Annotated in this window: 22 protein-coding genes and 1 tRNA gene; 9 read left to right on the top strand and 14 right to left on the bottom strand. The window is 70.0% G+C overall.

Going from position 1 to position 24,855, the window contains the following annotated elements; translation table 11 throughout:
• Positions 1–18 precede the first annotated feature (18 nt).
• On the bottom strand, positions 19–489 hold the full coding sequence (locus ACFYV1_RS19820; RefSeq protein ID WP_389396793.1) for a GNAT family N-acetyltransferase: 471 nt from the start codon (positions 487–489) through the stop codon (positions 19–21).
• 220 nt (positions 490–709) lie between these two features.
• Between ACFYV1_RS19820 and ACFYV1_RS19825 the strand changes: the two genes are divergently transcribed.
• Positions 710–2,110 (top strand): NAD(P)/FAD-dependent oxidoreductase, encoded by a 1,401-nt coding sequence (locus ACFYV1_RS19825; protein WP_389396794.1) that lies wholly within the window; start codon positions 710–712, stop codon positions 2,108–2,110.
• Positions 2,111–2,142: 32 nt separating this feature from the next.
• Here ACFYV1_RS19825 and ACFYV1_RS19830 read toward each other — a convergent pair whose 3' ends face one another.
• Positions 2,143–4,239, bottom strand: coding sequence for a restriction endonuclease (locus ACFYV1_RS19830; RefSeq protein ID WP_389396795.1), 2,097 nt, complete (start codon positions 4,237–4,239; stop codon positions 2,143–2,145).
• A gap of 87 nt (positions 4,240–4,326) precedes the next feature.
• Positions 4,327–4,402: transfer RNA gene (locus ACFYV1_RS19835), tRNA-Thr, on the bottom strand.
• A gap of 157 nt (positions 4,403–4,559) precedes the next feature.
• Between ACFYV1_RS19835 and ACFYV1_RS19840 the strand changes: the two genes are divergently transcribed.
• From ACFYV1_RS19840 to ACFYV1_RS19855, 4 genes are all read left to right on the top strand, one after another.
• Complete coding sequence (locus ACFYV1_RS19840; protein ID WP_389396796.1) at positions 4,560–6,050, top strand: RNA-guided endonuclease InsQ/TnpB family protein; 1,491 nt, start codon at positions 4,560–4,562, stop codon at positions 6,048–6,050.
• A 211-nt stretch (positions 6,051–6,261) separates the two neighbouring features.
• A complete protein-coding gene (locus tag ACFYV1_RS19845) occupies positions 6,262–7,389 on the top strand; it encodes an ABC transporter ATP-binding protein (protein WP_389396797.1) in 1,128 nt (375 codons plus the stop codon).
• Between the two features lie 232 nt (positions 7,390–7,621).
• Positions 7,622–8,044, top strand: a complete 423-nt coding sequence (locus ACFYV1_RS19850; protein WP_389396798.1) for a hypothetical protein — start codon at positions 7,622–7,624, stop codon at positions 8,042–8,044.
• Positions 8,045–8,284: 240 nt separating this feature from the next.
• Entirely contained in the window at positions 8,285–9,007 is a 723-nt protein-coding gene (locus ACFYV1_RS19855) for an NDP-sugar synthase (RefSeq protein ID WP_389396799.1), read from the top strand.
• A 112-nt stretch (positions 9,008–9,119) separates the two neighbouring features.
• Here ACFYV1_RS19855 and ACFYV1_RS19860 read toward each other — a convergent pair whose 3' ends face one another.
• The 6 genes from ACFYV1_RS19860 to ACFYV1_RS19885 form a co-directional block, all read right to left on the bottom strand.
• The gene (locus tag ACFYV1_RS19860) at positions 9,120–10,739 is read right to left on the bottom strand and encodes a DoxX family protein (RefSeq protein WP_389396800.1); all 1,620 of its coding nucleotides are present in this window, start codon (positions 10,737–10,739) and stop codon (positions 9,120–9,122) included.
• Positions 10,740–10,869: 130 nt separating this feature from the next.
• Entirely contained in the window at positions 10,870–11,820 is a 951-nt protein-coding gene (gene rlmB / locus ACFYV1_RS19865) for a 23S rRNA (guanosine(2251)-2'-O)-methyltransferase RlmB (protein WP_389396801.1), read from the bottom strand.
• 92 nt (positions 11,821–11,912) lie between these two features.
• Positions 11,913–13,310: a cysteine--tRNA ligase gene (cysS, locus tag ACFYV1_RS19870; protein WP_389396802.1), complete on the bottom strand. Its 1,398-nt coding sequence runs from the start codon at positions 13,308–13,310 to the stop codon at positions 11,913–11,915.
• A 143-nt stretch (positions 13,311–13,453) separates the two neighbouring features.
• Positions 13,454–13,957, bottom strand: coding sequence for a 2-C-methyl-D-erythritol 2,4-cyclodiphosphate synthase (gene ispF / locus ACFYV1_RS19875; RefSeq protein ID WP_389396803.1), 504 nt, complete (start codon positions 13,955–13,957; stop codon positions 13,454–13,456).
• Positions 13,947–14,684 carry a 2-C-methyl-D-erythritol 4-phosphate cytidylyltransferase gene (ispD, locus tag ACFYV1_RS19880; RefSeq protein ID WP_389396804.1) on the bottom strand — a complete coding sequence of 246 codons (738 nt, stop codon included), beginning with the start codon at positions 14,682–14,684 and terminating at the stop codon, positions 13,947–13,949. The genes ispF and ispD overlap by 11 nt, the downstream gene beginning before the upstream one ends.
• Positions 14,685–15,193: 509 nt before the next feature.
• Positions 15,194–15,676, bottom strand: a complete 483-nt coding sequence (locus ACFYV1_RS19885) for a CarD family transcriptional regulator (protein WP_003953493.1) — start codon at positions 15,674–15,676, stop codon at positions 15,194–15,196.
• A gap of 567 nt (positions 15,677–16,243) precedes the next feature.
• On the opposite strand from ACFYV1_RS19885, the gene ACFYV1_RS19890 reads away from it, so the two are divergent.
• Positions 16,244–16,930: a DUF461 domain-containing protein gene (locus tag ACFYV1_RS19890; protein ID WP_389396805.1), complete on the top strand. Its 687-nt coding sequence runs from the start codon at positions 16,244–16,246 to the stop codon at positions 16,928–16,930.
• Positions 16,931–17,046: 116 nt separating this feature from the next.
• Here the strand turns inward: ACFYV1_RS19890 and ACFYV1_RS19895 are convergent, their stop codons facing one another.
• Positions 17,047–17,727: a response regulator transcription factor gene (locus tag ACFYV1_RS19895; protein WP_017945954.1), complete on the bottom strand. Its 681-nt coding sequence runs from the start codon at positions 17,725–17,727 to the stop codon at positions 17,047–17,049.
• Positions 17,724–18,980, bottom strand: a complete 1,257-nt coding sequence (locus ACFYV1_RS19900; protein ID WP_389396806.1) for a sensor histidine kinase — start codon at positions 18,978–18,980, stop codon at positions 17,724–17,726. Before ACFYV1_RS19900 ends, ACFYV1_RS19895 begins: the two co-directional genes overlap by 4 nt.
• 198 nt (positions 18,981–19,178) lie before the next feature.
• Between ACFYV1_RS19900 and phoU the strand changes: the two genes are divergently transcribed.
• On the top strand, positions 19,179–19,856 hold the full coding sequence (phoU, locus tag ACFYV1_RS19905) for a phosphate signaling complex protein PhoU (protein WP_389396807.1): 678 nt from the start codon (positions 19,179–19,181) through the stop codon (positions 19,854–19,856).
• A 124-nt stretch (positions 19,857–19,980) separates the two neighbouring features.
• The gene (locus ACFYV1_RS19910) at positions 19,981–20,130 is read left to right on the top strand and encodes a hypothetical protein (RefSeq protein ID WP_389396808.1); all 150 of its coding nucleotides are present in this window, start codon (positions 19,981–19,983) and stop codon (positions 20,128–20,130) included.
• Between the two features lie 58 nt (positions 20,131–20,188).
• Here ACFYV1_RS19910 and ACFYV1_RS19915 read toward each other — a convergent pair whose 3' ends face one another.
• Both ACFYV1_RS19915 and ACFYV1_RS19920 read right to left on the bottom strand, forming a co-directional pair.
• Positions 20,189–20,746 (bottom strand): lipoprotein, encoded by a 558-nt coding sequence (locus tag ACFYV1_RS19915; RefSeq protein ID WP_389396809.1) that lies wholly within the window; start codon positions 20,744–20,746, stop codon positions 20,189–20,191.
• Between the two features lie 92 nt (positions 20,747–20,838).
• Entirely contained in the window at positions 20,839–21,600 is a 762-nt protein-coding gene (locus ACFYV1_RS19920) for a phosphoglyceromutase (RefSeq protein ID WP_389396810.1), read from the bottom strand.
• Positions 21,601–21,757: 157 nt separating this feature from the next.
• On the opposite strand from ACFYV1_RS19920, the gene ACFYV1_RS19925 reads away from it, so the two are divergent.
• A complete protein-coding gene (locus ACFYV1_RS19925; RefSeq protein ID WP_389396811.1) occupies positions 21,758–23,140 on the top strand; it encodes an MDR family MFS transporter in 1,383 nt (460 codons plus the stop codon).
• Between the two features lie 21 nt (positions 23,141–23,161).
• Here the strand turns inward: ACFYV1_RS19925 and ACFYV1_RS19930 are convergent, their stop codons facing one another.
• Positions 23,162–24,847, bottom strand: a complete 1,686-nt coding sequence (locus ACFYV1_RS19930) for a glycosyl hydrolase family 28-related protein (RefSeq protein WP_389396812.1) — start codon at positions 24,845–24,847, stop codon at positions 23,162–23,164.
• Between the last annotated feature and the right edge of the window lie 8 nt (positions 24,848–24,855).

Genomic DNA, 24,855 nt, shown 5'->3' on the forward strand with positions numbered 1-24,855 from the left:
CCCTGAGCCCCCCGGACCTCAGGAACCAAGGCTCTTGAGCGCCCCGTCGGTCAGCCGGTACACCGACCACTCGTCCTGCGGCCGCGCCCCCAGCGAACGATAGAAGTCGATCGACGGGGTGTTCCAGTTCAGCACCGACCACTCGAGCCGCTCGTAACCCCGCTCCACACAGATCCGCGCCAACTCCGTCAGCAGCGCCTTGCCGTGCCCACCACCCCGCAACTGCGGCCGCACATACAGATCCTCCAGATAGATCCCGTGCACACCACGCCACGTCGAGAAGTTCAGGAACCACAACGCGAAACCGGCGACCCGGCCGTCCTCCGTCTCCGCGATGTGCGCGAACGCGGCTGGCCGCTCACCGAACAGCGCCTCACGCAGCTGCTCCTCCGTCGCGATCGCCTCGTGCAAGGCCTTCTCGTAGTCCGCGAGCTCCCGGACCATCTCGTGGATCACGGGCACATCGGCAGGCTTGGCAGTACGAATCATGCCCACAGCCTGCCCTTTTCGGCCCCTGCCGCGCCAACAGGTTCCGAGCGATGGACACCCTCCGCCCCGCCGGCCCCGCCTCCCCCGCCATACGACAGCGGCGACGCGACCCGCTCCCCGGGAATCTCGATCATCCGACGCCGGAATATCGCCAAACCCCTGCCCGAGCAGTAGATTCCCGCCAGAACGCAGGCGACCACGGCAGGGAACGGCACCCCACATGAACACCGTCAACGGCGGCATATCGTTCTGGTACGCACAGGACGGCGCCCCCGCGCCCCGCGAACCCCTCCCCGGCGACAGCAGCGCCGACATCTGCATCGTCGGCGGCGGCTACACCGGCCTCTGGACCGCGTACTACCTCAAAAAAGCCGTCCCCTTCCTCAACATCACCGTCCTGGAAGCCAAGTTCTGCGGCTACGGCGCCTCGGGACGCAACGGCGGCTGGCTCTACAACGGCATCGCCGGACGCGACCGCTACGCCCGGCGCAACGGCCACGACGCCGCCGTACGCCTCCAGCAGGCCATGAACGACACCGTCGACGAAGTCATCCGCGTCGCCGCCGCCGAGAACATCGAAGCCGACATCCACAAGGGCGGCGTCCTCGAAGTCGCCCACACCCCCGCCCAGCTCCAGCGCCTGAAGGACTTCCACTCCGTCGAGATCGCCTTCGGCGAGAAGGACCGCGTCCTGCTCGGCGCCCGCGATACCGCGGAACGCGTCCGCGTCAGCGGCGCCGTCGCCTCCACCTGGACCCCGCACGGCGCCCGCCTCCACCCCGTGAAACTGGTCAAGGGCCTCGCCGCAGCCGTCGAAGCCCTCGGCGTCACCATCCACGAATCGACGCCCGTCACCGAGATCCGGCCCAAGCACGCCGTCACCCCCTACGGCACCGTCCGGGCGCCCTACATCCTGCGCTGCACCGAGGGCTTCACCGCGTCCCTCAAGGGGCAGCACCGCACCTGGCTCCCGATGAACTCCTCCATGATCGTCACGGAGCCGCTCCCCGAGGACATCTGGGCAGAGATCGGCTGGTCCGGCCGCGAAACCCTCGGCGACATGGCCCACGCCTACATGTACGCCCAGCGCACCGCCGACGACCGCATCGCCATCGGCGGCCGCGGCGTCCCCTACCGCTACGGCTCGAAAGCCGTCACCACCGCGGACACCTCACGCACCCGGCCCGCCACCGTGGAAGCCCTCCACGACATCCTGATCCGCTTCTTCCCCCGCCTCGCCGGAGCCCGCGTCGCCCACGCCTGGTCCGGCGTCCTCGGCGTCCCCCGCGACTGGTGCGCCACCGCCACCCTCGACCGCTCCACCGGCCTCGGCTGGGCGGGCGGCTACGTGGGCTCCGGCGTCGCCACCTCCAACCTCGCCGCCCGCACCCTGCGCGACCTGATCCAGCAGGACTCCGGCCAGTCGGGCCCCACCGACCTCACGTCCCTGCCCTGGGTCGGCCACAAGGTCCGCAAGTGGGAACCGGAACCCTTCCGCTGGCTCGGCGTCCAGACCCTCTACGCCGCCTACCGCTCGGCCGACCACCGCGAGTCCACCACCCACTCGCCGGCAACGGCCCGCCTGGCCACCCTCGCCGACAAGATCTCCGGCCGCCGCTGACGGCGACGACCGGGATCACGGATACGACAGGTTCACTCCACCTCGATCCCGAAGTCCCCCACAAGCTCCTCCAAACCACCTCGGTAGCCTTTGCCGCCCAGCACGAACTCCCAGTCGCCGCTGGAACGCCGCCGGAACGATCCCAGGACCAGCGCCGTCTCGGCCTCCCGGCCGTCCGACACGACCAATCGGTCCAACTCCGCGCCCGACGCGTCCCGGAGCCGGATTCCCGCATCCGCGAACGTGGAGAGATCGGCGTCCGGATTCACCTCCGGATCAACCGCCGCCACCAGCACGAGTCGATCCGCCCTGCCGGGCAGCGCGTCGAACGCCACACGAATCGCCGTCCGGTCTCCGGCAAACGGGCCCAGCATGCGCACGGAGCCGTCCGGTGTCGCCTCGTTGTTGAAGAACACGAAGAAGTCGTCGCCGAGCACTCTGTTCCCGGCACACACCAGCGCACACACGTCCAGCACCACCGAACCCGACCACGACATTCCGAGCACGTTGTAGTCGTGTACACCGCCACGAGCCTCGTCCGCAGCCGCAGCCGCAGCCGGAACCGGGGTCGTTTCTCCGTCACCGAGACGCCCACGCAGGCCGTGCCGGTGCAACAGATCCACCAGCTCCGTTCCCGACACGAGCGTCAGAGGCTTGCCGTTGGCGAAGGTGTAGGACCCCGGACCGAAACCCGATGTCGTGACCAGCACACCCTTGTTGGCGCCTGTCGCCTGCACCGTGCCGAACAGCTCCCGCACCGCAGCCACCGGAACCGTCCCCCGGTAGCGCTTGACCTGCACAACGATCTTCCCGCCGCTGATCGGATCGGGATCCACGGCATCGACGTCCACACCACCGTCGTTCGACCGCTGGGTTGTCATCGCCTGAAACCCCCGGGCCCGGAACAACTCCGCCACCAGGCCCTCGAACTCGATCGGGTCCATGGCCAGCAGATCCGGCTCCTCGCCCCCTCCGTGCGACACCACCCCTGAGCCCACCTGCTCGGGAAGCCGGCCCGGCCGCACCGCGACCCGCTGGTCCGGACGCGACGACACCTGCCCCCGCAACGCCCCGGTCAGGCACTCCACCGCGCTGACCAGCTCCAGATGAACCGCTTCGAAATCCGCACGGTCCACCATGACCGACGCCACGACCACCCGCGCCGGCCGTCCCGTCGCAGGATCCACATCATCGACGAAGCCGTTCAGCGCCACCGAACGCAGCACTCGGAACTCGTCCGCCGCGAACAGCTCCCTCACCACCAGCAGCACACTCTGAGCCAGCACATCCCGGTACAGGGCCCTGCGCTGGGCCATCGGCCGGACGATCTCCTTCTCCTGATCCGTCCCGACCAGGTACCGGACCCCCTTCGCCTCCGGCACCACGTCGAACCCCGGCAGCTCCCAATCGAGCACCAGCTGCTGCCCCGCGCGGTCGTAGGCCGCCGAGACCTGCCGCGGAAAGCCCTCCGGCCAGGCCGACGACGCGTACAGAGCGGCGGAGAAGAACTCCACCACCGTGTCCGGCTCACCGGCACGCAGGGCCCGGGCCATCCCCTCGATGCCCGCGTTGTGCTCCCGGATCTCCACCAGCCGCGCGTTCGCCCAGGCGTCGTACTGCTGCCGGTAGGAAGCCAGATCCTGCTGCCGTCTGGCCTCCGCTGCCTGTGCCGCGTGCCAGTCCCGCTCGAAACGGGCCCGCGCCTCCTGCTCGGCCTGCGCCCGCCCGGCAGCGGTCCAGCCACCCTGCGACTGGTACAGGGCCGGATTCGGCATCCGTACCGGTTCCGCCAAAGGCCCCGGCGCGAAGGGTTCGACCTCCTCCGCTCTGCGCAGCGCGGCCACACGGAAGGCCGCGGTCCTGCACCCGTCCGTGAGCAGTGCCTCCAGCACCGCCACCCGGGCGTCCAGCTCCTGCGTACGCCTCAGGACGTCCTGCTCCCGCTGCCTGCGGTACGCGGCCTGCTGCTCCCGGTGCATCCGCGCCATGTCCCGCTCGTACGCCCGCTGCTGCCGCTCTTGGTCCCGCTGCTGCCGCACCATCGCCGCGTGCTGAGCCTCACGCTGTCGCTGCTGCTGCCGCTGTGCCTCCGCCCAGGTTCCGATCAATCCACCCGAACGACGCCCCATTCGACGCACCCCTCCCCAGGTACACCCCGACACACCCCCGCAAAACACAAGTGTCCCGGACCTCATGGGTCCGGGACACGAGTTCGGTGGAGCCGCCTGTCGGAATCGAACCGACGACCTGGAGCTTACAAGGCAACCGCTCTGCCAACTGAGCTAAGGCGGCAGCATCACGCAGAGTCACAGGTGCGTGAAAGCGTCACCACTCTACACAGAGCGGCGGACACCACACGAAGGACATCGCGTCGACCGTGACCACCAGGCCACAGGTTCGTTGTACGGACTGGCGTTCTGTTCCGACTGCCGAACAGCAGGGGGGCGTGATGGAAGGACCAGCGCGCATCGGCGGCGAGGCAGCGAAACGCGTCAAGCGGGACGCACTGGGCATCGCCGACCGACGCAAACATCAGGAACGTGCGGCGACCCCTCTACGACGCCGGCCCCGGAAGCCGGGCTCCCAGCAGCGCGTCTACCGCTTCCGCTTCTACCCGGACCCCAGCCAGACCGAACAGCTGGAGCAGACCTTCGGCGCCTGCCGATGGGTCTACAACGAAGGGCTCGCCCTGCGAGCCGGCGCCTGGGAACAGCATCGGGTGTCGGTGGGGTTCGCCGAGACCTGCCGGGCATTGACGGGGTGGCGGCGGGCCGAAGGGACGTCGTGGCTGCGCGACGTCTCGTCGACGGTGCTGCAGCAGGCACTACGGCACTTGGACGGCGCGTTCTCACGGTTCTTCAAGGGGACGGCGAAGTACCCGAAGCGGAAGAAGAAGCACCGTTCCCGGGATTCGGCGACGTACGTGCGGACCGGATTCCGCTGGGTCGAGGACCCGGAGCGACCCGGTACGGGTCTGGTCACGCTGGCCAAGCAGGCAGAGCCGCTCGACGTGAGGTGGTCCCGCCCGCTTCCCGCCGGCGACGTGCCGGTGAAGCTGACGGTGACCCGTGACCGGGCCGGCCGGTATTTCCTGTCAGTGCTGGTCGAGGAGCGGATCGAGCCCTTGCCTGCCGTGTTCCTGTCCGGTGGGTGCGAGCCGAAGGCGGTCGGGCTGGACCTCGGTCTGGCAACTCTGGTGACGTTGGACGACGGCACGAAACTGGAGCACCCTCGACTGCTCCGGAAATACGCAGATGAGCTGGCACGACGGCAACGGGATCTGCATCGCAGGAGGAAGGGTTCACGCAACAGGGAGAAGGCTCGGGAACGGATCGCCCGCCTGTACGCACTCATCAGCGACGTTCGCAGGGATCTGCTGGACCAGTTCACAACCCGCCTCGTGCGCGAGAACCAAGTGCTCGTGGTGGAGGATCTGCCGATCGCCAATCTGATGCGCCGCGCCGTCGGGAAGGGAAGGCGGCGGAAGGCGAAGCTGAACCGGTCGATCGTCGACGCGGCCTGGGGCGAACTGCTGCGTCAGCTGAGGTACAAGTGCGCGTGGTACGGACGGACGCTGGTGATCGTGGACCGCTTCTTCCCCTCCACCCGCCGCTGCTCCTCCTGCCGCGCGACAGGCCCGAAGCTGGATGTCTCGGTGCGGGAGTGGACCTGCCAGGGGTGCGGTGCCGTGCACGACCGGGACGTGAACGCGGCGGCGAATCTGCGCGACGAGGGGATGCGGCTGTACTGGTCCGTCGCGATGGCGCTGCCGCCGGGCCAGTCTGCTCCGCCGCTGATCAGAACATCGACGCTGCCCGAGGTTCACATGGCAGCTCAGACAGTACGGACCGACGGGCCGTCGGCCGAATGCCTGTGGAGCCCGCGTAAGACCGGCCTGGAGTGGCCCTCAGGGCCACGCCGAGCCGGCGATGGGCATTGAAGCAGGAAGCCGTCCGGCACACAGGACGCAGGTCAAAAGTGAGGTGCTCTGCCTCCTCAGGCTCCGGTCCCCGACATTTTCGTGACCCGTGAACTGCTGACATACGCCACATGGCCGGGTAGCGTCACGGCCAGTCCACTTCGTTGGACTGGACCACTCCCTTACAACGGATCGTCCGGCACGTTCCTGCCGGTGAAGGAGACGCTTCAGCATGGCTACTGTCACGTTCGACAAGGCGACCCGGATCTACCCGGGCTCCGACAAGCCCGCCGTCGACCAGCTCGAGATCGAGACCGAGGACGGCGAATTCCTCGTACTCGTCGGGCCCTCCGGCTGTGGCAAGTCGACCTCCCTGCGCATGCTCGCGGGTCTCGAGGACGTCAACGGCGGATCCATCCGCATCGGCAACCGCGACGTCACGCACCTGCCGCCCAAGGACCGGGACATCGCCATGGTGTTCCAGAACTACGCGCTCTACCCGCACATGAGCGTCGCCGACAACATGGGCTTCGCGCTCAAGATCGCCGGCGTCAACAAGAGCGAGATCCGCAAGAAGGTCGAAGAGGCCGCGAAGATCCTCGACCTGACCGAGTACCTGGACCGCAAGCCGAAGGCGCTGTCCGGCGGTCAGCGGCAGCGTGTCGCCATGGGTCGTGCCATCGTGCGTGAGCCGCAGGTCTTCCTCATGGACGAGCCGCTGTCGAACCTCGACGCCAAGCTCCGCGTGTCGACCCGTACGCAGATCGCCGGCCTTCAGCGCCGCCTCGGCATCACTACGGTGTACGTCACCCACGACCAGGTCGAGGCCATGACCATGGGCGACCGTGTGGCCGTGCTGAAGGACGGTCTGCTGCAGCAGGTCGACTCGCCGCGCAACATGTACGACCGCCCGGCCAACCTCTTCGTCGCCGGCTTCATCGGCTCCCCGGCCATGAACCTGGTCGAGGTGCCGATCACCGACGGTGGTGTGAAGTTCGGCAACAGCGTCGTCCCGGTCTCCCGTGAGGCCCTGTCCGCCGCCGCCGACAAGGGCGACACGACCGTCACGGTCGGCGTCCGCCCCGAGCACTTCGACGTCGTCGAGCACGGTGGCGCCGACGCCAAGACGCTCTCCAAGGACGCCCCGGCCGGCCTCGCCGTGTCCGTGAACGTCGTCGAGGAGCTCGGCGCCGACGGTTACGTGTACGGCTCCGCCCAGGTCGGCGGGGAGCACAAGGACCTCGTCGTCCGCGTCGGCGGCCGTGCCGTGCCGGACAAGGGCAGCGAGCTGCACGTCGTGCCGCGATCGGGCGAGCTCCACGTCTTCTCGACCTCGACCGGCGAGCGCCTCAGCGACTGAGCAACAACGCGAATGCGCACAGCGGCCCTGAGCGGCCGCGGTCGAGCCGGGCTCCGCACTTCGGTGCGGAGCCGGGCTTTTCTTCCAAGAAGACAAATAACCCGACATTCACTGCCATTTGGTCCATTTCACGGCCGGTCGTCAACACGGAATTCGAAAAGCTTCATCGAACCATCCCTCGCGTGAGTGACTAAATGTCTCCAAATCATCACTGGCCGCTACGCTCGCTCGCGTGACCCACACAGCCCGCCGAATCGGCCGCACTCTCGCCCTCGTTCTGCCTGTCGTCCTGGTGCTCTCCGGAACCCTCGCGGTCACCGCCGTCCCGTGGGCAGGGCAGGCCACCCAGTCGCAGATGATCACCGCCTCCTCGGAGAACGTGTCGGTACGCGCCAAGTCCCGCGCCCCGCAGGACGTTCTGCGCGACCGGCTGCTGACCGAGCTGCAGACGAAGGACCCCGGTGTCGCGCTCACCAGCCTCCAGCGCGAGGTCGAGGCGCGTCCGTCGCTCGCCGAGCACTGCATGTCGATCGCCCGGACCCTCGGCCGTGCCGCCGTGGACCTCTACGGGCCGACCCGCGCGCAGGGGTTCTCCCGGCCCGTCTGCGACACCTCCTTCGCCACGGGTGTCTCGCAGCAGGCCCAGGGCTCGTAGGGACTCCGAGGCGGCCTCCTGCCGTCCACGACCCGCAGGGCTCGCCGCAAGGTCCCCGGCTGCCGTCCGACGGCGGCCTCGGGCCCTGAGGCGAGCCCTTGACGGCGTGGCGTGCGGTCCGGGCCCGCACGACGCGTGTGCGGGCCTCCGGCGCCTCCGAGGCAGGCCCCGCCGCGCCGTGCGGGCGGGCAGGCGGTACCGGCCCGTCGCCATGGCTGCGGGCCGCATATCGTTCACGCCATGCAAACGCCCACGTTTCCGACGCAGGCCGTGATCCTGGCGGGCGGCCAGGGCTCGCGGCTGCGCCCGTACACCGACGACCGCCCGAAGCCGATGGTCGAGATCCCGGGGACCGGGACCCCGATCATCGGCCATCAGCTCGCCTGGCTGGCCGAGGAGGGCGTGACCGACGCCGTGGTGTCCTGCGGGCATCTCGCCGAGGTCCTCCAGGAGTGGCTGGACAGCGCCGTGCTGCCGCTGCGCGTCACCACCGTCGTGGAGACGGAGCCGCTGGGCCGCGGTGGCGGCCTCAAGTACGCGGCGGCCGGCCTGCCGCACCCGGACCAGCCCTGGTACGCGACGAACGGTGACATCTGGACCCGTTTCTCGCTGCGCGAGATGGCCGCGTTCCACGCCGAGCGGGACGCCATGGCGACGCTCGCGCTCGCGCGTCCGCGCATCCCCTGGGGGGCTGTGGAGACGGACGCCTTCGGGCACATCACCGACTTCATCGAGTCGCCGCCGTCGCCGTACCTCATCAACGCGGGCGTGTACGTCTTCTCCGCCGAGTTCACCGGTCTGCTGCCCGACGTGGGCGACCACGAGCGCACGACCTTCCCGCGGCTGGCCCGTGAGCGCCGGCTGGCGGGTTTCCCGCTGCCGAACGGTGCCTACTGGCGGGCGATCGACACCGCGAAGGACCTCACGGAGGCGGCCAAGGAGCTTTCCACCCCGCTGCGCTGACGCGCGTGTGCGGCAAGCGGTTCGCCCGTACATGCGCGGACGTCGAAGGGGGCGGCCACCGGATACGGAATCCGGTGGCCGCCCCCTTCGACGTCCCGTCGGGGCGCGCCGCTCAGCCCAGCAGGCCGCCGATCACGCCGCCCCCTTCGGAGCCGCCGGACCCGTCGCTGCCGCCGGAGTCACCGCCGCTCGTACCGCCGGAGCTGCTGCCGCCGGTGGAGGTGGGGCCCGTGGTGCCGGAGGCCGGCGGGGGCGCGGGCTGCGAGCCGCTGGGCGGCTGTCCGGTGCCCTGGGTCTCGCTGGGCGTGCCGTCGACCTGGCCGGTCTCCCGCACGGTCTCCTGCGCGGGTGTGGACGCCTCCTCCGTGGGCTCCTCAGAGGTACGGCTGGCTGACGGGGAGGGCTTGTCCTCGCGGGCTCCGGAGGAGCGTTCGCCGGTCTCCTGGGGCAGCGGGGCGCCGGGCAGGTGGTTGGTCGGGTTCTGGTTCGGCCCGGGCACGGTGACCAGGTCGTTTGAGCGGACGGCGCCGCCGAGCATCGAGCCCACGAGCATGGTGAGTCCGACGACGACGGCGGTGACGAGGCCGCCGCGGCGCAGTACGCGCCTGCGCAGGTCCCACAGTTCGGAGCGGGGTCCGAGGGTGCGCCAGGCCTCGCCGGCGAGTCGGCCGTCGATCGAGTAGACGGGCGCGCCCGCGATGATCAGCGGGGACCAGGCGGCGAGGTAGATGAGGTCCGGCGTCTCGTAGACGGGGACCGTGCTCCAGCTGACGGTCATGACCAGCACGGCGGACAGCAGCGCGCCGATGGCGGCGGCGACGCGCTGCCACAGGCCGAGGACGGTCAGGACGCCGACGATGACCTGGAGGAAGGCGACGGTGAGGCCGGCGCCGACGGGGTGGGCGAGCGCGAAGTCGCGCAGCGGCTCTCCCAGTGCCCAGGGGTTGAGGGCGCCGAGCCACTTGACCAGGGAGCCGCGGTCGCCGCCGTCGAAGTAGACGGGGTCGCAGAGCTTGCCCATTCCGGCGTAGATGGAGATGAAGCCGATGAGCACGCGCAGCGGCAGAAGGACCACGCCGAGGTTCATGCGGCGGCCGGGGTAGTACGCGTGCCGTACTGAGTCGGCTCCGTGGCGTTGCGGGGCGCGCCGCTCGGCCTGGGCCCTGTCGAACGCCTCGTACGGGTCGACGTCGTACGTTCCGGCGTCGTGGGTCACTGTGTCGTGGGGCTGCCGGCCGTCGGTCGACCGGTCGTACGGCGGGTTGGTGTCGTACGGGTCGTAGGCGCCGACGGCCTGCCGCATGGGCGGCAGCAGCGGTTTGTCGCGGCCGGGTCCGCCGGGGGCGGGGACCGTGGGCGCCTGCACGGTCTCGTCGAGGTCGATGCGCGGCATGACCTGGGTGGCGCCCGCGCTGTAGGTGTCGCGTTCGAGGGTTTCGAGAGTGGAGTTGCGTACGGCCTGGAGGAGTCCGGTCGCACCGGAGTCACCGGGCTCGGACCTGCCGCTCCACACGACGGGTGCCCTGCGCCGTGCCGGGGCGCCGGCTCCGGTGGGGGAGCCGAGTCGTGCGGTGTTCGCCAGGGCACGTACGGGGCGCGGGCTCTGGGAGAGCTGCACCCGGAAGCTGGCGTGGCTGACGATGACCTGCGCGGGATCGCAGTCCACCTTGACCATGCTCAGCGCAGGCTGATCATCGAACCCGGACCGGGGCGTTCTGGTGTCCACACTCATCTAACCGAGTGATGTGTGTTTAGGGCACGGCCGTGACGGGCCCGATCTGTCCGAGACCCGTCAAGCGTTCCTTATCGGCCGGTTTACACCCCCTGGCCGTCCGAAAAAGGCCAGGATCCGTCCCGCGATGTCAGGCGCGTCGCTTGGCCGCCTCGTACAGGACGACACCGGCGGCGACGCCCGCGTTCAGGGACTCCGCGCCGCCCGGCATGGGGATGCGGACGAGGTGGTCGCAGGTCTCGCCGACGAGGCGGGACAGGCCCTTGCCCTCGCTGCCGACCACGATGACCAGCGGGCCGCCGAGTGCTTCGAGGTCGCCGACCTCCGTGTCGCCGTCGGCGGCGAGGCCCACGACGGTCAGGCCGGCCTTCTGGTACGACTCGAGGGCGCGCGTCAGGTTGGTGGCACGGGCGACGGGCGTACGGGCGGCGGTGCCCGCGGAGGTCTTCCAGGCGCCCGCGGTCATGCCGGCGGCGCGCCGCTCGGGGACGACGACGCCGTGGCCGCCGAACGCGGAGACGGAGCGGACGACCGCGCCGAGGTTGCGGGGGTCGGTGACGCCGTCGAGGGCGACGATGAGCGGGTCCTCTCCCTCGTCGAAGGCGGCGGCCGCGAGGTCCTCGGGGTGGGCGTACTCGTAGGCGGGGACCTGGAGCACGAGGCCCTGGTGGTTGAGCCCGTTCGTCATCCGGTCGAGCTCGGGGCGCGGCGCCTCCATGATGTGGACGTTGCCGCGTCCGGTGGCGAGCTGGAGCGCCTCGCGCACCCGCTCGTCGTTGTCGATGAACTGCTGCACGTAGAGCGTGGAGGCGGGCACACCATCGCGCAGCGCCTCGAAGACGGGGTTGCGGCCGACGACCATCTCGGACGTGCCCTTGCCACCGCGGCGGGCCACCGGCCGGCGGGCGCTCTGCTTCGCCTTGGCGTTGGCGACCCGGTTCTTGACGTGTCCCTTGCGGGCGGAGGCGGGCGGCGTGGGGCCCTTGCCCTCGAGCCCGCGACGTCGCTTGCCACCGCTGCCGACCTGCGCGCCCTTCTTGTTGGACGTGCGGCGGTTCCTGCGCTGGCTGTTCCCGGCCATGGCTATCTGTTCCTCTGGATCGCGTCGTTGAGTGAAAGTGTGCCGCCCGGTGTCCCGGGCGGCACATCTGCGCCTGGTGCTGCGGAAACGACCTAGCGCGGTCCGAGCGTCCAGCGTGGCCCGTCGGCACCGTCTTCGATGACGAGTCCGGACTGGTTCAGTTGGTCGCGGATGGCGTCCGCCGTCGTCCAGTCCTTGCGGGACCTGGCGGCTTCGCGCTGCTGGAGCACGAGCCGTACGAGTGTGTCGACGACGCCGTGGAGGTCCTCGCCGCGGTCGGCCTCACCGGCCCAGTGCGGGTGGAGAGGGTCCAGGCCCAGGACACCCAGCATGGCACGGACCTCGGCGAGACGTGCTACGGCGGCTTCCTTGTCGTCCGCGGCCAGTGCGCTGTTGCCCTGGCGGACGGTGGTGTGGACGATCGCGAGGGCCTGCGGCACCCCGAGGTCGTCGTCCATGGCCTCGGCGAACGCGAGCGGCACCTCGGCGGCCGGTGCGACCGGGCCTGCCTTCTCGACGACCCGCTGGATGAAGCCCTCGATGCGGGCGAACGCCGATTCGGCCTCGCGCAGGGCGTCCTCGCTGTACTCGATCATGGAGCGGTAGTGCGGGGTGCCCAGGTAGTAGCGCAGGACGATCGGGCGCCAGTGCTTGACCATCTCGGACACGAGCACCGAGTTGCCGAGCGACTTGGACATCTTCTCGCCGCTCATGGTGACCCAGGCGTTGTGCACCCAGTACGAGGCGAAGTCGTCGCCGAAGGCCTTGGCCTGGGCGATCTCGTTCTCGTGGTGGGGGAAGATCAGGTCGAGGCCGCCGCCGTGGATGTCGAAGGCGGAGCCCAGGTACTTGTGCGCCATGGCGGAGCACTCGAGGTGCCAGCCGGGCCGGCCGCGACCCCAGGGGGTCTCCCAGTCGGGTTCGCCCGGCTTGGTCGCCTTCCACATGGCGAAGTCGCGGGAGTCGCGCTTGCCGGTGATGCCCTCTTCCGTGGGCTGGCGCAGGTCGTCGATATCCTGGTTGGACAGGGCGAGGTACTCGGGGAAGGACCGCACGTCGAAGTAGACGCTGCCGTCGGCCTCGTAGGCGTGCCCGCGCTCGATGAGGCCGCGCATCATCTCGACCATCTCGGTGATGTGGCCGGTGGCGCGCGGTTCGTAGGTGGGCGGGAGGCAGCCGAGGGCCTCGTAGCCGTCGTTGAAGGCCCGCTCGTTCTGGTAGCCGATGGACCACCAGGGGCGGTTCTGGTCGGCCGACTTGGCGATGATCTTGTCGTCGATGTCGGTGACGTTGCGGATGAACGTGACGTCGTAGCCGCGGTACTCGAACCAGCGGCGCATGATGTCGAAGTTCAGGCCCGACCGGATGTGCCCGATGTGGGGAGCGGCCTGCACAGTGGCACCGCACAGGTAGATCGAGACGCAGCCCGGCACGAGGGGGGCGAAGTCACGGGTCTGCCGGGCGCTGGTGTCGTACAGGCGAATGGTCACGCAACAAGGGTAGTGGGCGCGTGGCAGTGCCTCGCGCCCCTTTCCGGTCAGGACGTGACCTGGAGGTGACCCATGCCACAGCCCTATGCCCCGGCCGCATGCCCCGGCCGTGGTCCCGTTCGCCCGTTCGCCCGTTCGCCCGTTCAGCCGCTTCTGACGACGAGGGCCGTCGCGATCGCGGCCAGCCCTTCCGCCCGTCCGGTCAGGCCGAGGCCGTCGGTGGTCGTGCCCGAGACGGCGACCGGCGCGCCGACCGCGGCGGACAGCGCCTTCTGCGCCTCCTCGCGGCGCTTGCCGATCATCGGGCGGACGCCGATCACCTGGACGGAGACGTTGCCGATCTCGAATCCGGCGTCGCGCACGATCCGCGCCGCCTCGGTGAGCAGGGCGACCCCGGAGGCGCCGGACCACTCGGGCCGGGAGGTGCCGAAGTGGGCGCCGAGGTCGCCGACGCCGGCGGCCGAGAAGAGCGCGTCGCAGGCGGCGTGGGCGGCGACGTCACCGTCGGAGTGGCCCGCGAGCCCGTAGCCGCCGCTGTCGGAGCCTTCCCACAGCAGCCCGGCGCACCACAGCTCACGCCCTTCCTCGAAGGCGTGGACATCGGTGCCGATGCCGACCAGCGGCAGACGGAGCTGCTCAGAAGCCATCGTTGGCCCTCCTCCGGGCGAGTACCGCCTCGGCCAGTACGAGATCCAGCGGCCTGGTCACCTTGAAGGCTTCCTCGTGGCCGGGGACGACGACGACCGGCAGACCGAGCTGCTCGACCATGCTCGCGTCGTCGGTGACATTGTCGGTGACCGTCTCGTGGGCGCGGACCAGGGTGTCGCGCTCGAAGCCCTGCGGGGTCTGCACGGCGCGCAGCGTGTTCCGGTCGGGGGTGGCGACGACGGGCTCCGGCTCCCCCGGTCCGGCCGGCTCGACCTGCTTGACGGTGTCCGCGAGGGGCAGCGCGGGTACGACGGCCGGTGCGCCGTGGTGCACGGCTTCGACGACCGCGTCGACGGTCTCCTCGGGCACGAGCGGGCGGGCCGCGTCGTGGACGAGGACGGTGCCGATGTCGTCGGGGAGGGCGTCGAGGCCGAGCCGTACGGACTCCTGGCGTGATTCACCACCCGGGACGACGAGGTAGTCCGTCCGCTCCGGCAGGGCGTGCGCGTCGAGGAGCCGCTTCACCTCGGGGGCACCGTCGGGGGGCGCGACCACCACGACGAGCGAGACGGCACGGGAGGCGGCCATCGCGCGGACGGCGTGGACGAGCATGGGCGTGCCGTTCAGCGCGCGGAGCGCCTTCGGGGCGCCCGGGCCGAGCCGTACGCCCCGGCCGGCCGCCGGGATCACGGCGGCGGTGCGAGGGTGGCGCGATTCGTCTGACATCGGTTGCTCTCCGGCAGGTTTGTTTCCTCAGCCGACATGGGTATGGCCACAGCGTGCCGGGCGCGACGCCTTGACCGGACCCTTCCGTGACCACTGGTCTGCGCCAGCCGCCCGGGCCCGGCACGCCAGAGCGTCGGACGACGGCGGTCGCGACCGCCAGAAAGCTGCAACGTGCACAGCTGACGCAGGGAAGCCGCGGCCTTCGCGCCGCATCGGCTTCGACGCGACGGTCGCCGATGCTGCGATCAGTTCACGCTGTGATCGGTTCACGCTCGGTTCACGCTGGGACCGGTTCAAGCTGTGGCATTTGCGCGGCGGGATGCATGCGGCAGCATGCGTGCGGCGACACGCGGGCTGCCGGCGTACAAGCCGCGCCATTGGCGCTGTGACTTTGACGCTGTGACATTGACGCTGTGACATTGAAAAACATGCCGCAGCGCCCGGCGGCAGGCTGGATTTCACGAGGTGATTTCACAGCGTGCCGACGGGCACTGCGGCATTGTCATGCGTCAGGACGCGAGGACCTCGTCGAGCAGGGCCTCGGCCTTGTCCTCATTGGTGTTCTCCGCGAGGGCGAGCTCGCTCACCAGGATCTGGCGCGCCTTTGCGAGCATCCGCTTCTCACCTGCGGAAAGCCCGCGCTCACGCTCGCGACGCCACAGGTCACGCACCACTTCGGCGACCTTGATGACATCGCCGGAGGCGAGCTTCTCGAGATTTGCCTTGTAGCGACGGGACCAGTTCGTGGGCTCTTCCGCGTAAGGTGCGCGAAGCACCTCGAAGACCCGGTCCAGTCCGTCCTGGCCGACCACATCGCGAACGCCGACGAACTCCGCATTGTCCGCTGGCACGCGAACCGTCAGGTCACCCTGGGCGACCTTGAGCACCAAGTAGGTCTTGTCCACGCCTTTGATCTGGCGAGTTTCGATTGCCTCGATCAGCGCGGCCCCGTGATGGGGATAGACCACGGTGTCGCCAACCTTGAACGTCATGTGACAGGTACCCCTTCCGTGGCTATCCAGGGTAACACGGATACAGCTTCTTCTGAATGGCGTTTTCGCAGGTCAGGGCATATCTCAGGGCTTGACAACAGAGACACGAACGTGCTGCGGACGCCTTCCGGAGGGGGGTATTCGCAGGTCGGAGCGGCTGTGCGGGCGGACGGAAACACGCCCGCCGCACGCCGCGCGCCCCCCTTGGATGGTGCCGAACGTCCCGATTTGCCGGATTCCGGACGGTGAACTTTCCGTACGCCGTTCGGCCGCCGCTCACCCGTACGGACGGACGCACCGGAGAATCCCCGAATTGATCACCGGCGGGTATCCGCGACGGGTATTCGTAAGGAATGTGTGGACGCACCGGAAATTGATCACCTCGGTTATGTGAACAGGCCGACACGGCAGTCCGCCGGGACGTGTCGCCCTCCACCGGCGCGGACAAAGGGCGGGTCGGGTGCGGGGCGTGATCGACGGCTCGGTAACCTGAGCCCGCGCCGGCTCGCAATCACGCCGGCGAACGAGACCCACCCTCGTCCGTACGCTGAAGGAGAAGCAGCCGCCGTGAGTAGCAGCCTTCGACGCGGTGCCCTCGCCGGCGCTGCCATCGTCTTCTCGATCGCCTCGCTCTCCGCATGCGGTGCGGGCAACGACGCACAGACCCTCGGAGTCAGGCCGGACAACGCGGCCACCGCGGTCGACAGCCTGAAGCTGCAGAACGTGAACGTCGTCACGCAGCCGAAGCCCGACGCGGAAGGTCCGGCGGCCGTCACGCTGACGATCTTCAACGAGGGCGACAAGCCGCAGACCCTCGAGTCGATCACGCTGCCCGGCGCGTCCGCCAAGGTGGAGCTGAAGCCCGCCAAGGGTTCCGGCCCCATCACCGTCCCCGCTCAGGGCCGTGTGGTCATCGGCGGCGAGGGCAACGCGTCCGCCGTCATCGAGAACGGCAGCCAGGAGATCGACCAGGGCGTCGTGCGCGAGGTCGTCTTCCGCTTCAGCGAGACCGGAGACGTCAAGCTGAGGGCACTGGTCGTGCCGGCGACGAACTACTTCAAGGACTTCGGCCCGAGCGAGATGCCGAAGCCGTCGCCCTCCGAGCCGGAGGAGTCCGCCTCGGGCAGCCCCTCCGGCTCGCCGTCCGGCACCCCGACCGGCTCCGAGTCGCAGGCGGCGGACACGGAGGCGGCCGGCAGCGAGGCGGACGAGACGCCCGACGCCGCCTCCGAGTCGCACGAGGCAGGCCACTGACCGGCCCCGCGAACGAACACCGAAGGGGCGCCCGCCGGGATCCGGCGGGCGCCCCTTCGTCTTCAGCGGTGCTCCGGGGCCGGGGCCGAAAGGACCCCGGTCCCCGGAGGGACGGCCTACGGCTCGAACTTGTAGCCCAGGCCGCGCACGGTCACCAGGTAGCGCGGCGCGCCCGGGTCCGGCTCGATCTTGGCGCGCAGACGCTTCACATGGACGTCGAGCGTCTTGGTGTCGCCCACGTAGTCCGCGCCCCACACCCGGTCGATCAGCTGCATCCGGGTCAGCACCCGGCCGGCGTTGCGCAGCAGCATCTCCAGGAGATCGAACTCCTTGAGCGGGAGGTCCACCTTGCCGCCCGAGACGGTCACGACGTGACGGTCCACGTCCATCCGCACCGGACCGGCCTCCAGCGCGGCGGGCGCGACCTCCTCCGGCTCACCGCGGCGGCGCAGCACCGCGCGGATGCGGGCGACCAGCTCCCGCGAGGAGAAGGGCTTGGTGACGTAGTCGTCGGCTCCTATTTCCAGCCCGACGACCTTGTCGATCTCGCTGTCCTTGGCGGTCACCATGATGACGGGCACGTTCGAACGGCCCCGCAGCTGGCGGCACACCTCGGTGCCCGGCAGACCGGGCAGCATCAGGTCGAGGAGCACGAGGTCGGCGCCGTTGCGCTCGAACTCGTCGAGTCCCTCGGGGCCCGTTGTCGCCACCGCGACCTCGAAGCCCTCCTTGCGGAGCATGTAGGACAGAGCGTCGCTGAAGGATTCCTCATCCTCGACGACGAGCACTCGGGTCACGGAAGGACCTCCGGGGCAGGGATTTCGGTGTTCGGATCGGTGTCGTAAGGCCGGTCGTCGTCCTCGTCGACGCGGCCTCGGCCGGTGGTTGCGCGTTCTTTCGCTGCGCCCGCTTCGGGCAGCCGCAGGGTGAAGGTGGAGCCCTGACCCTCTGAGCTCCAGACGGTGACCTCCCCGCCGTGGGAGGCCGCCACGTGCTTGACGATGGCCAGCCCCAGGCCGGTACCGCCGGTGGCACGGGAACGGGCGGGATCGACGCGGTAGAACCGCTCGAAGATCCGCTCCCGGTCCTTCTCGGAGATGCCGATGCCCTGGTCGGTGACGGCGATCTCGATCAGGTCGCCACCGGGGGCCGCGACCCGGCGGGCGGAGATGCCGACGCGGGTCCGGGCAGGGGAGTAGTTGACGGCGTTCTCGACGAGATTGCCGAGAGCGGCGGCGAGCTTGCCGCGGTTGCCCCAGATTCGCAATTCGGAGGCGGTTCCCGCGGCCATGGTGATCTGCTTCGCGGACGCGGTCTGCCGGGAGCGGTCGATGGCCTCCGCCACCAGTTCCTCCACCCTGACCGGTTCGGAGTCCTCGAGCGGGTCGTCGTTCTGCACCCGGGAGAGGTCGATGAGCTCCTGTACGAGGTTGGTCAGCCGTGTCGCCTCGATCTGCATCCGGCCGGCGAAGCGGGTGACCGCCTCGGGGTCGTCCGAGGCGTCCATGACCGCCTCGGAGAGCAGGGAGAGCGCCCCGACGGGGGTCTTGAGCTCATGACTGACGTTGGCGACGAAGTCTCGCCGTACCGCCTCTATGCGACGGGCCTCCGTCAGGTCCTCGACGAGGAGGAGGACGAGGCGCGAGCCGAGGGGGGCGACACGGGCGGAGACGGCCAGGGCCTCACCCCGCCCGGTGCCGCGGCGGGGCAGGTCCAGTTCGACCTGGCGTATCTCGCCGTCGCGGCGGGTGTCACGGGCCATGTGCAGCATCGGTTCGACGGCGAGTTTGCCGCCGCGGACAAGGCCCAGGGCGTACGCCGCGGAGCTGGCCTTGACGACCGAGTCGGACTCGTCGAGGACCACCGCGGAGCTGCGGAGCACGGACAGGACGGTGTCGACGCCCGGCGGGAGGACGGCGTCGGTGTGGAGCGAGGTCCGCGTGGGCCGCTTCTGTTCACGCTCGCTCCAGCGGAACGCCAGCACGGCGATGACACCGGTGCAGAGACCGGCTATCGCTGCTGCTGCGGCGACCGCCGCGTTCACGTCCATGCATTCAGGTTATGCGGGGTCCGGTGCACTCTCCCAGCCAAACGGGTGGCACCTCGAACAGTCGTCGCTCAGAGTTCACCAAGGGGATAGTGCTGGTTCATTTGGGGTGGAGCCGACGGACTCCTGAGGACCGGAACGTGGGAGCGTGGGGGTTCCGAGCCCCACCCGGACCCCGGTCGTATCAAGAGAGGGACACCCATGCGGGACGCGTACCACGAGGAACTGGACTCGATCGGCGAGGGCCTGGTCGAGATGGCCCGGCTGGTCGGGTCGGCGATCGGGCGCGCCACCACGGCCATGCTCGACGCCGACCTGAAGCTCGCAGAGAGCGTGATCGCGGCCGACCAGAAGGTCGACGATCTCCAGCACGGCCTGGAGGCGCGGGCCATCGCCCTGCTGGCCCGGCAGCAGCCGGTCGCCACGGATCTGCGGATCGTCGTGACGTCGCTGCGGATGAGCGCGGACCTGGAGCGCTCCGGCGACCTGGCCCAGCACGTCGCCAAGCTGGCCCGGCTGCGCTTCCCGGACCGTGCGGTGCCCAACGACCTGCACGCCACGATCCTCCAGATGGGACAGCTGGCGCAGCGCCTGATGGCGAAGGCGGCGGAGGTCATCATCACCAAGGACGTCGACCTGGCGCTCCAGCTCGAGCAGGACGACGACGAGATGGACCTCCTGCACCGCACGCTCTTCCAGCACCTGATGGACGACCGCTGGAAGCACGGCATCGAGACCGCGGTCGACGTCACCCTGCTCGGCCGCTACTACGAGCGGTTCGCCGACCACGCGGTGTCGGTGGCCAAGCGCGTGGTGTACCTGGTGACGGGTGAGCACGCGGACGAGATCCAGCAGCAGGCCACCGTCGAGGGCGCGTAACGGCACGAGGGGCGCGTACGGGGGCGTCTGCGCACATGCGCCGTTGATGCGCCGTTGATGCGCCGGGCACCGTGGCCTTGCAATGGGCGAGGCGGTATCCCCGTTCGCCCCTGAGGAGGGACCCATGGCCGAATCCCCCGCAACCGACCCTCAGCAGGAAACCCCGCGCGAAGCGGTCTTCCTGCCCGTACTCGGCGCCTGCGGCTGCGGCGCGGGCTGCGGCTGCGGCTGCCAGTCGGGCGGACCCTGCCAGTGCGGCGGCTGCTGCGGCTGACGCCCGCACACACCGGCGCGAGGCCCCCGTCCACCTGTGGCGGGGGCCTCGCGGAACGTCAGGGGGCGGTGGTTCTGATGGACGACCGCACGAGATTCATGGCCTCCCGTGTCCACGCGTCACTGCCCTCCGCGGACACGACGACCGTGTCCGCGGGCGTCAGCACCGCGAGACGTCGCACCCGATAGGGCTCGATGTTGCTGTCGGGCGGACTCATCCGGTAGTCCCACTCCAGGGCCGGGCTCGAGGCGACGTCCGACTCGTGGCGGTGAGGGTCGGTCTGGTACTCACCGGCATTGGCCAGGCTGGTGCCCTCGAAGGCGTCCATCACCTGCTGAGGGGTTCTGCCGTCGGAACCAATGTGGACGTACACGGAGAGGGTCGCCTTCGTCCGCCCATTCCCCGTCTCGATCTCGCACTCGTGCGAGAAGAAGAACCACGCCGACTCCGGGTGACCGTCGCCCCGCTTCGCCTGCCACGGCTCCGCCACGTCGAACGTCACCGGCAGTGCACACGCCGAACCGGCACCTCCGATCGAGGAGACGGCCGAGCTGTCCCCTGCCGCGCAACCGAGCACCGTGCCCGCCAGCAGCGCGGCCCCCAGTACCTCTCGCACCCGTCTTCGCTTCCGGTTCCCCCTTGGCCGGCCGTCACGCAGGAAGCCCCTGCCTGCGGGGAACCGTCGGCAGGGGGCTTGTTCGCGTCGGGCTACTTCTTCTTGCCCTGGTTCTTGACCGCCTCGATCGCCGCGGCGGCCGCGTCCGCGTCGAGATAGGTGCCGCCCGGGGTGATCGGGTTGAAGTCGGCGTCGAGCTCGTAGACGAGCGGGATGCCGGTGGGGATGTTCAGGCCGGCGATGTCCGCGTCGGAGATGCCGTCCAGGTGCTTCACCAGGGCGCGCAGGCTGTTGCCGTGGGCGGCGACGAGGACCGTGCGGCCGGCGAGCAGGTCGGGGACGATGCCGTCGTACCAGTACGGCAGCATGCGCTCGACGACGTCCTTGAGGCACTCGGTGCGGGGACGCAGCTCGCTGGGGATGGTCTGGTAGCGGGCGTCGTCGGACTGGGAGAACTCCGTGCCGTCCTCGAGGGCCGGCGGCGGGGTGTCGTACGAGCGGCGCCAGAGCATGAACTGCTCCTCGCCGAACTCGGCCAGCGTCTGGGCCTTGTCCTTGCCCTGCAGGGCACCGTAGTGGCGCTCGTTCAGCCGCCAGGACCGGTGGACCGGGATCCAGTGACGGTCGGCGGACTCCAGGGAGAGCTGCGCGGTGCGGATGGCGCGCTTCTGCAGCGAGGTGTGGAGAACGTCGGGGAGCAGGCCGGCGTCCTTGAGCAGCTCACCGCCGCGGACTGCCTCCTTCTCGCCCTTCTCCGTCAGGTTGACGTCCACCCAGCCGGTGAACAGGTTCTTCGCGTTCCATTCGCTCTCGCCGTGGCGGAGGAGGATCAGCTTGTACGGTGCGTCGGCCATGCGCCCGAGCCTAATCGACTCCCTCGGGACCCCGCGCGGCTGCCCGAGGAGCGGACTCGATTGACGGTCGCCGTCAATTCGGTGGCGGCCGGAGCAACGCGCTATGTAACTTGCGTATGCCGATTAGGGTCATTACAGCCGTGGGGGGCTCCCGTATATGTCCATCGCTTCGCTCCGACGCGCAGCGCGTACGACCGTTTCGGGCCTGCCCCGAGGCTTCTGGTGGCTGTGGACCTCGACGCTGGTGAACCGCACGGGTGCCTTCGTGCTCACCTTCATGTCGCTCTATCTGACGCAGGAGATGGGCTACTCCCCCGGGTACGCCGGTCTCGTCATCGCGCTGCACGGGCTCGGCGGGGTGGCCGGTTCGCCGCTGGGCGGGATGCTCACCGACCGGTGGGGGCGGCGTCCGACGATGGTCGCGATGCATCTGGCGGGCGGGACGTGCGCCGCCGCGCTCGCCGTCGTGAACAGTGCGTGGGGCATCGCGGTCGTCGTCCTGCTGATGGGTGTGGCGATGCAGGCGGTGCGGCCGGCGATCAGCGCGATGATCGCGGACATGGTGCCGGAATCGGATCTGCGCCGGGCGTACGCGCTGAACTACTGGGCCCTCAACCTCGGCTTCGCCGTCGCCGCTCTCGGCGGCGGTGCCGCGATCTTCCTCGGTTACCGGACGCTCTTCGTCGTCGACGCCCTGGCGACGGCGCTGTGTGCTCTGATCGTCTTCCTGCGGCTCTCCGAGACGCGGCCGAAGGCACCGACGGGCAAGAGCGCCGACGGTGCTTCCGACCAGCGGGTCACCGTCCTGGACGTGCTGAAGGACGCGCCGTTCCGGACGCTGGTCCTGCTCAATCTGCTGGTCTGCCTGATCTTCACCGCGCCGTGGGTGGGCCTTCCGCTGACCATGGCCGCCGAGGGTCTGTCGGCCGACTCGTACGGCATGGTCATCGCGGTGAACGGCGTGGTCATCGTGGCGTTCCAGCTGCTGGTCAACAAGATCACCGACAAGCGCTCGCCGGCGGCCCTGCTCGCCGTCTCCTCCCTGCTCTTCGCCGCGGGGACCGGGGCCACGGCCCTGGCCGGTACGCCGCTGGTCTTCGCCGCCACCGTGGTGGTGTGGACGATCGGCGAGATGGTGCACGTGCCGACCAACGCCGCCGCGACGGCCCGCCTCTCCCCGGAGCACGCCCGTGGCCGCTATCAGGGTGTGATGGGCATGTCCTGGGCACTGGCGGGCTTCGTCGCACCGATCCTGGCGGGCTGGGTGATGGGCGGCCCCGGCTCGGGCGTCCTGTGGACGGGCTGCGCCGTGATCGGCGCCGTGGCGGCAGTGGGCTACTCGCTCCTGCTCCGGCGGGCACTGGCGGAGAGCCCCGAACGGACGGACGTGGTGGAGGTGGCCGAGGTGGTGAGGACCGCCGGGAAGGCCGTCGAGAACACCGCCGAGGACACGGTGAAGAACGCCGGGACGACCGCGGTGACGACCGCCGGGGAGATCGCCGGGGAGAGCAAGCAGAGCACCGCCCCCGTCAGCGGCTGACGGGGGCGTGCCGTCCGCGGGTCAGTGACCTGCCCTGCGCTGCGCCTCGTACAGGTTGGCGGGGTGGATCGCGCCGGGCGACCCGTACGCCTCGATGCGCGAGTGGAGCGCGCCGGTGAAGTCCGGCACGTCGGTCTGGTCGAACTCGCGAACCGTACTGATCCCGACGGTCGCGCTGTACGGGGCGACCCCGTCGATGCGGATGAGACCGGCGCGTTCGTTGGTGACGGTGATGTTCCAGTGGGTGAAGCGCGCCCCGTACAGCGGGCCGGCGCTCGCGTCGCCGCCGTGGCGGCCGTTGTTGTTCACCGTGATCTCCGTACGGACGCACGCGAACGGCATGCCGCGGTGAGTGTCGAAGGTCCCCATCTCCATCACGCCCCGCGACCACACGTTGTAGCTGGACAGACCCTCGACGTTGATGCCGTGGAGCTGGGTTCCGGCGGGCGCGGGCACGGTGCGCTGCGCGATGGTGAAGTCCTCGACGAGGTTGTCGTGCGATCCCTCGCGGCAGAAGTACGGATGGTGGGAACCGCGGCCCTCGACGCGGGTGCGGCGCAGGGTGCAGGCCGACGCGGCGACGAGCCCGAAGCCGTTGTCGACATGGCGCACGGTGACGTCGTCGGCCCAGCAGTCGTACGCGCACTGGAAGGTGACGCCGTTGTAGCCCTTGTCGAGCAGGTGCGGGGACTGCGGCGTCTCGATCGCCGCGAGGGTGAGTCCCTCCACGCCGGAACCGGTGAGCGGGGTGGCGAGGGTGGTGAGCCGGGGGTCCCATTCGGGGCGTACGTCGAGCGGGAGGGGCCGCTCGAAGGTGACTCTGTCCCGCTTGACCGAGGTGATGCGCACGGGCCACTCGTAGGGGACGTACGACGTCAGCTTGGTCTTGTCGCCCCACACGTACGCCTTCGCGCCCTCGCCGTCGCCCGCCATGTGCTCGAGCAGCGTGTGGTCGGCGTCGTCGGCGAGGCGGAGCAGGACGACCTGTCCGCGGCGCAGTCCGGAGGTGTCGGAGACGGTGACGGACCGGTCGCCACGGCGGGCGGGGGCGACGGTGGTGAGGGTGGTCCACTCGTCGCGGCGGTTGCCGGTCCAGCCCTCGAACGGCCACGCCCCGGCCCTGATGGCGTCGGTGAGGGAGGCGTAACGGTCCTCAGGACAGAGCCAGATGAGGCCGCCCGCCCACGACCAGGAGGACTTGTCGCCGCCGTAGCGCGAGCCGTAGGGGCCGATGAGTTCGGTGAGGTGCCGGGTGGCGAGGAGGGTGGTGCGGCCGCTTCCGGCGCCGCGCAGGACGACGTTGCTGTGGCCGATGCGGATCACGTCGTCGATCCGGTACGTGCCGGAGGGGATGAGGACCGTGCCGCCGCCGCGTTCGCCCACAGCGGCGACGGCACGGTTGATCGCGGGGGCCGCGTCGGCGGAGCCGTCCCTCTTGGCGCCGTAGGCGAGGACGTCGGCCCTGACGGGGCGGCGCGGGAGGTGCCGTGCCCCGGCGCGCTGCCCGGCGCTGCCGACGTACGGAATCTGGGGGTGGGTGCGGGGGGTGCGGCGGTACTCGCGCCACAGCGCCGAGCCGGTGCGCGCCTCCGCTGCCGCGGCAGGGCCGGCCGCGAGGCCCCCGCCACCGGTCGCGACGGACGCCGCGACGGCCGTGGCGCTGCCGAGCAGGGTGCGTCTGCTGATGGCGCGGTGATCGGTTCCCATGAGCCCAC

This window comes from Streptomyces sp. NPDC003023 (assembly GCF_042888225.1).
GTDB lineage: Bacteria > Actinomycetota > Actinomycetes > Streptomycetales > Streptomycetaceae > Streptomyces.

Coding starts and splice junctions, on each gene's coding strand:
- ACFYV1_RS19825 (WP_389396794.1), top strand. CDS start 710: ATGAACACCGTCAACGGCGGCATATCGTTCTGGTACGCACAGGACGGC.
- phoU (WP_389396807.1), top strand. CDS start 19,179: ATGCGGGACGCGTACCACGAGGAACTGGACTCGATCGGCGAGGGCCTG.
- ACFYV1_RS19920 (WP_389396810.1), bottom strand. CDS start 21,600: ATGGCCGACGCACCGTACAAGCTGATCCTCCTCCGCCACGGCGAGAGC.
- ACFYV1_RS19925 (WP_389396811.1), top strand. CDS start 21,758: ATGTCCATCGCTTCGCTCCGACGCGCAGCGCGTACGACCGTTTCGGGC.
- ACFYV1_RS19885 (WP_003953493.1), bottom strand. CDS start 15,676: ATGACGTTCAAGGTTGGCGACACCGTGGTCTATCCCCATCACGGGGCC.
- ACFYV1_RS19910 (WP_389396808.1), top strand. CDS start 19,981: ATGGCCGAATCCCCCGCAACCGACCCTCAGCAGGAAACCCCGCGCGAA.
- ACFYV1_RS19860 (WP_389396800.1), bottom strand. CDS start 10,739: ATGAGTGTGGACACCAGAACGCCCCGGTCCGGGTTCGATGATCAGCCT.
- ACFYV1_RS19820 (WP_389396793.1), bottom strand. CDS start 489: ATGATTCGTACTGCCAAGCCTGCCGATGTGCCCGTGATCCACGAGATG.
- ispD (WP_389396804.1), bottom strand. CDS start 14,684: ATGTCAGACGAATCGCGCCACCCTCGCACCGCCGCCGTGATCCCGGCG.
- ACFYV1_RS19900 (WP_389396806.1), bottom strand. CDS start 18,980: ATGGACGTGAACGCGGCGGTCGCCGCAGCAGCAGCGATAGCCGGTCTC.
- ACFYV1_RS19845 (WP_389396797.1), top strand. CDS start 6,262: ATGGCTACTGTCACGTTCGACAAGGCGACCCGGATCTACCCGGGCTCC.
- rlmB (WP_389396801.1), bottom strand. CDS start 11,820: ATGGCCGGGAACAGCCAGCGCAGGAACCGCCGCACGTCCAACAAGAAG.
- ACFYV1_RS19930 (WP_389396812.1), bottom strand. CDS start 24,847: ATGGGAACCGATCACCGCGCCATCAGCAGACGCACCCTGCTCGGCAGC.
- ACFYV1_RS19840 (WP_389396796.1), top strand. CDS start 4,560: ATGGAAGGACCAGCGCGCATCGGCGGCGAGGCAGCGAAACGCGTCAAG.
- ACFYV1_RS19855 (WP_389396799.1), top strand. CDS start 8,285: ATGCAAACGCCCACGTTTCCGACGCAGGCCGTGATCCTGGCGGGCGGC.
- ACFYV1_RS19830 (WP_389396795.1), bottom strand. CDS start 4,239: ATGGGGCGTCGTTCGGGTGGATTGATCGGAACCTGGGCGGAGGCACAG.
- ispF (WP_389396803.1), bottom strand. CDS start 13,957: ATGGCTTCTGAGCAGCTCCGTCTGCCGCTGGTCGGCATCGGCACCGAT.